At 74.0% G+C, this 4,615-nt stretch carries 7 protein-coding genes; 3 read left to right on the forward strand and 4 right to left on the reverse strand.

Features of this window, described 5'->3' with window-relative positions:
• The 3 genes from nirB to AB0G13_RS34080 all read left to right on the forward strand — a co-directional run.
• Nucleotides 1-1,328: nitrite reductase large subunit NirB (gene nirB / locus AB0G13_RS34070; protein WP_357883636.1), on the forward strand; the 1,328-nt coding region annotated here is incomplete at its 5' end.
• Nucleotides 1,329-1,386: 58 nt separating this feature from the next.
• Nucleotides 1,387-1,731, forward strand: a complete 345-nt coding sequence (gene nirD, locus AB0G13_RS34075; protein ID WP_357883648.1) for a nitrite reductase small subunit NirD — start codon at nucleotides 1,387-1,389, stop codon at nucleotides 1,729-1,731.
• Nucleotides 1,732-2,820 carry a uroporphyrinogen-III synthase gene (locus tag AB0G13_RS34080; protein WP_357883639.1) on the forward strand — a complete coding sequence of 363 codons (1,089 nt, stop codon included), beginning with the start codon at nucleotides 1,732-1,734 and terminating at the stop codon, nucleotides 2,818-2,820. It abuts the gene before it with no gap.
• Nucleotides 2,821-2,847: 27 nt separating this feature from the next.
• On the opposite strand, the gene AB0G13_RS34085 is transcribed toward AB0G13_RS34080, so the two are convergent.
• The 4 genes from AB0G13_RS34085 to AB0G13_RS34100 form a co-directional block, all read right to left on the reverse strand.
• Nucleotides 2,848-3,471 carry an ATP/GTP-binding protein gene (locus AB0G13_RS34085; RefSeq protein WP_357883642.1) on the reverse strand — a complete coding sequence of 208 codons (624 nt, stop codon included), beginning with the start codon at nucleotides 3,469-3,471 and terminating at the stop codon, nucleotides 2,848-2,850.
• Complete coding sequence (locus tag AB0G13_RS34090; protein WP_091627805.1) at nucleotides 3,452-3,817, reverse strand: DUF742 domain-containing protein; 366 nt, start codon at nucleotides 3,815-3,817, stop codon at nucleotides 3,452-3,454. The genes AB0G13_RS34085 and AB0G13_RS34090 overlap by 20 nt, the downstream gene beginning before the upstream one ends.
• An 89-nt stretch (nucleotides 3,818-3,906) precedes the next feature.
• The gene (locus AB0G13_RS34095) at nucleotides 3,907-4,314 is read right to left on the reverse strand and encodes a roadblock/LC7 domain-containing protein (RefSeq protein ID WP_067359650.1); all 408 of its coding nucleotides are present in this window, start codon (nucleotides 4,312-4,314) and stop codon (nucleotides 3,907-3,909) included.
• Nucleotides 4,311-4,615: hypothetical protein (locus AB0G13_RS34100; protein ID WP_357883645.1), on the reverse strand; the 305-nt coding region annotated here is incomplete at its 5' end. The genes AB0G13_RS34100 and AB0G13_RS34095, both read right to left, overlap by 4 nt.

The raw sequence follows: 4,615 nt of genomic DNA on the forward strand, positions 1-4,615 counted from the left end.
GCGCGGCGGGCGCGGGCGCCGGCGCGCTGCCCGCCGCCGCGCAGGTCTGCTCGTGCAACGCGGTGACCCGCGCCGACGTGGACGCCGCGATCGCCGGTGGCTGCGCGGACGTGCCGGCGCTGAAGGCGTGCACCAGGGCGGGCACCAGCTGCGGCTCCTGCGTGCCGATGCTCAAGCAGCTCCTCGACGCGGCCGGGGTGCGGCAGTCGACGGCGCTCTGCGAGCACTTCGACGCCAGCCGGCAGGAGCTGTTCGACATCGTCCGGGTGCGCGGCATCCGCACCTTCTCGCAGCTCGTCGCCGAGCACGGCCGGGGGCGCGGCTGCGACATCTGCAAGCCGGTGGTCGCCTCGATCCTCGCTTCCCTCGGCACCGGCCACGTGCTGGACGGGGAGCAGGCGTCGTTGCAGGACACCAACGACCACTTCCTGGCCAACCTGCAACGCGACGGCAGCTACTCGGTGGTGCCCCGGATCCCCGGCGGCGAGATCACCCCGGAGAAGCTCATCGTGATCGGCGAGGTGGCCCGGGACTTCCAGCTCTACACGAAGATCACCGGTGGGCAGCGGATCGACCTGTTCGGGGCCCGGGTCGAGCAGCTGCCGCAGATCTGGCGCCGGCTGGTCGACGCCGGCTTCGAGTCCGGCCACGCGTACGGCAAGGCGCTGCGCACGGTGAAGTCCTGCGTCGGCGAGACCTGGTGCCGGTACGGGGTGCAGGACTCGGTCGGGCTGGCCATCGCCCTGGAGCTGCGCTACCGGGGGCTCCGCGCCCCCCACAAGATCAAGTCGGCGGTGTCGGGCTGCGCCCGCGAGTGCGCCGAGGCGCGCAGCAAGGACTTCGGCATCATCGCCACCGAGACCGGCTGGAACCTCTACGTCGGCGGCAACGGCGGCTTCCGGCCCCGGCACGCCGACCTCTTCGCCACCGACCTGTCCACCGAAGCGCTGATCCGGCTGGTCGACAGGTTCCTGATGTACTACGTCCGCACCGCCGACCGCCTGCAACGCACCGCCGCCTGGATCGAGGCGATGGAGGGCGGGCTGGACCACCTCCGCGCGGTCGTCGTGGACGACTCGCTCGGCCTGTGCGCCGAACTCGACGCCGCCATGGCCCGGCACGTCGCCTCGTACTCGGACGAGTGGCGCGACGTGCTGGAGGACCCGGTACGGCTGCGCCGGTTCGCCTCCTTCGTCAACGCCCCCGAGGTGCCCGACCCGTCCATCACGTTCGCGCTCGAACGGGGCCAGCCGGTCCCGGCGGGCCGGACGCCGGCCGACGAGGGCCGGCAGCCCGTCGCGCTGGGCATGCCGGAGGTGCGGCGATGACCACCACGACGCCCGGACTGCTGGAGGTACGGCGATGACCGTCACGATGACGACGACGATGCCCACCACGACGCGCGCCTGGACGCCGGTCTGCCCGCTCGACCGGCTGGAGCCCGAGCGGGGCGTCGCCGCGCTCGTCGACGGCGTGCAGGTAGCCCTGTTCCGCACCGCCGACGGGCTGTTCGCCATCGACAACCGCGACCCGGTCGCCGGGGCGCACGTGTTGTCGCGCGGGATCGTCGGCAGCCGGGGCGGGGTGCCGACGGTGGCCTCGCCGCTGCACAAGCAGGTGTACGACCTGCGCACCGGGGTCTGCCTGGACCTGCCCGGCGTCGCCGTGCCCCGGCACGACGTGCGCTGCCGGGACGGCCTGGTCGAGGTGCGGCTGCGACAGGAGGGGTGAATGCGCGACGAACTGGCCGGCTTCACCATCGGGGTGACCGCCGACCGCCGGCGGGACGAACTCGCCGCGCTGCTCCAACGGCGGGGCGCCCGGGTGGTGATCGCCCCGGCCCTGCGGATCGTGCCGCTGGCCGACGACACCGACCTGCGGGAGGCCACCCGGGCCTGCCTGGAACGGCCGCCGGACGTCCTCATGGCCAACACCGGCATCGGGATGCGCGGCTGGCTGGAGGCGGCCGAGGGCTGGGGGCTGGCCGAGCCGCTGCGCGGCGTGCTCGCCGACGCGTACGTGGTGGCCCGGGGGCCCAAGGCGCGCGGGGCCATCCGGGCCGCCGGCCTGCACGACCAGTGGTCACCGGACTCGGAGAGCTGCGAGGAGGTGATCGAGCACCTGTGCCGGCGCGGGGTGGCCGGGCAGGTGATCGCCATGCAGCTGCACGGCGAGCGGCAACCGGAGTGCACGCTGGCGCTGGAGGCGGCCGGGGCCACCGTGATCGAGGTGCCCGTCTACCGCTGGGCGCCGCCGACCGACCCGGCCCCGCTGCACCGGCTGATCGACCTGGTCGCCGGCCGGCTGGTCGACGCGGTCACCTTCACCTCGGCCCCGGCGGCCGAGGCGCTGCTGCGCGCCGCCGGGGACCGCTCCGACGCGGTGCTGGACGCGTTCCGGGGCGACGTGCTCGCCAGTTGCGTGGGCGCGGTCACCGCGGAGCCGCTGCTGCGGCGCGGGGTCCCGGTCAGCGCGCCGGCCCGGGCCCGCCTGGGCGCCCTGGTCCGGACCATCGTCGACGAACTGCCGCGCCGGACGGTCACCCTGAAGGTGGCCGGTCACCTGCTCACGCTGCGCGGGCACGCCGCCGTGGTCGACGGCGAGCTGCGCCCGCTCGCGCCGGCGCCGATGGCGGTGCTGCGGGCGCTGTGCGGCTCGCCCGGCCGGGTGCTGTCCCGGACCGCCCTGCTGCGCACGCTGCCGCGCGGCGCCGACGAGCACGCCGTGGAGATGGCGGTGGCCCGGCTGCGCGCCGGGTTGCGCGCGCCCCGGGTGGTGCAGACGGTCGTCAAGCGCGGCTACCGCCTCCGGGTCGACTAACCCGACCCGGAGGCGGCGCCGTTCCGCTCAGCCGACCGGCGCCGGGTAGCCCCGGCCCTGCTCGGCCTCGAGGCGGAGCATGGCGTGCTCCACGACGGTCACCAGCACCTGCTTCACCGCGTCCCGGTGCCGGGCGTCGGTCAGCACCAGCGGGACGTCCGGCGAGATGGCCAGCGCCTCGCGGACCTCCTCCAGCTCGTACTGCGGCGCGCCGTCGAAGCGGTTCAACGCCACGACGTACGGCAGCCTGCGGTTCTCGAAGTAGTCCAGCGGTGCGAAGGCGTCGGTGATCCGGCGGGTGTCCACCAGCACGGCCGCCCCCACCGCGCCCTTGATGATCTCGTCCCACATGAACCAGAACCGGGTCTGGCCCGGCGTGCCGAAGAGGTACAGGATCAGGTCCTCGGCCATGGTGATGCGGCCAAAGTCCATGGCGACCGTGGTGGTCTGCTTCTCCGGTACCTTGGACGGGTCGTCGATGCCGACACCGGCTGCGGTCATCACCGCCTCGGTTCTCAGCGGGGTGATCTCCGAGATCGCGCCGACCAGGGTCGTCTTGCCCACGCCGAAGCCGCCCGCGACCACGATCTTCGCGGAGATGATTCCCCGGTTTCGGCGGGCCCCGGCGGGGTCATAGCCTGCGAAGTCCACTTAGCACCCTTCCAAGGATTTCCATCCGCTCCTCGAACCCCTCGGCGGGAGCGGCAGTGTGTAGCGTCAGCAGGCTTTCGGCCACCATGTCGGCGACCAGCACCCGGGTGACGCCCAGCGGCATCCGGGTGTACGCGGAGATCTCGGCCAGCGACTGTGCCCGGCCCTCACAAACGGTGGCGATGCGGTGCTTGTCGTGCCCCGCGAAGCGTGCCTCCGCGGCCTGGGTCGGGCTGGCCGTCAGGACCGCCTCCAGGGCGATGTCCATCCGGGCCTCGGTCCGGCCGCGGGTGACCGCGTACGGCCGTACCAGCGCACCACGTGGGTCCACGCGCCGTTGGTCCATCGACGATCACCTCCTCTCCCGGCCGGGCCCCTGGTCGGGCGCCGGATCCTCTCGTTCCTGGCGACGCGCGGCCCGCACGTCGCGCCCCGCTAGGACCGCACCGCGTCCCGGGGCAGCGGCACCAGCGCCGCACCGACGCGCTCGACCAGCAGCGCCATCTCGTAACCCACCTGGCCGACGTCGCAGCTGCGGGCCGCCAGCACGGCCATCGACGACCCGTCGCTGATCGACATCAGGAACAGGTAGCCGCTGTCCATCTCGATGACCGTCTGGAGCACGCCGCCGGCGCTGAACATCCGGGCGGCCCCCTCGGTCAGGCTGACCACGCCCGAGGTGATCGCCGCGAGCTGGTCCGCCCGGTCCGCGGGCAGATCCCGCGAGGAGGCGAGCAGCAGCCCGTCGGCGGACACCGCCACCACGTGGGCGATCCCCGCCACGCTGTCGGCGAAGTTGGTGAGCAACCAACTCATGTCCTGCATGGCCGCTGGCCTGTTCATCGACTCGTCTCCTTGGTCGAGGTGCTGTCCTGGTCCGTGCCGGCCGCCCGGCCGCGCTGCACGCCGCGGTGGTAGGCCGACAACAGGCCCCGAACTTCGTCCGGGGTACGCCGGCTGCGGTCGCGGCCGCTCCGGGGCTCGATCCCGCCGGGCACGAGCTGTGCCTGCGGCTGCCGCTTGGGCAGCCCCGAGCGGGTGGTGCCGGCGGTGGCGGGGGCCGCCGCCCCCCGCCCGCTACGAGGCCCGGGCCGGGGACAACCACCACCACGTCGTCTGCCGGGGCTGCGGCGAGATCGCCGAC

The sequence above is a fragment of the Micromonospora sp. NPDC023633 genome (genome assembly GCF_040640035.1).
In the GTDB taxonomy this organism is placed as follows: Bacteria; Actinomycetota; Actinomycetes; order Mycobacteriales; family Micromonosporaceae; genus Micromonospora.

Excerpts from the sequence above, each read along its gene's own strand:
- nirD (WP_357883648.1), top strand. The coding sequence starts at position 1,387 with ATGCCCACCACGACGCGCGCCTGGACGCCGGTCTGCCCGCTCGACCGG.
- AB0G13_RS34080 (WP_357883639.1), top strand. The coding sequence starts at position 1,732 with ATGCGCGACGAACTGGCCGGCTTCACCATCGGGGTGACCGCCGACCGC.
- AB0G13_RS34090 (WP_091627805.1), bottom strand. The coding sequence starts at position 3,817 with ATGGACCAACGGCGCGTGGACCCACGTGGTGCGCTGGTACGGCCGTAC.
- AB0G13_RS34095 (WP_067359650.1), bottom strand. The coding sequence starts at position 4,314 with ATGAACAGGCCAGCGGCCATGCAGGACATGAGTTGGTTGCTCACCAAC.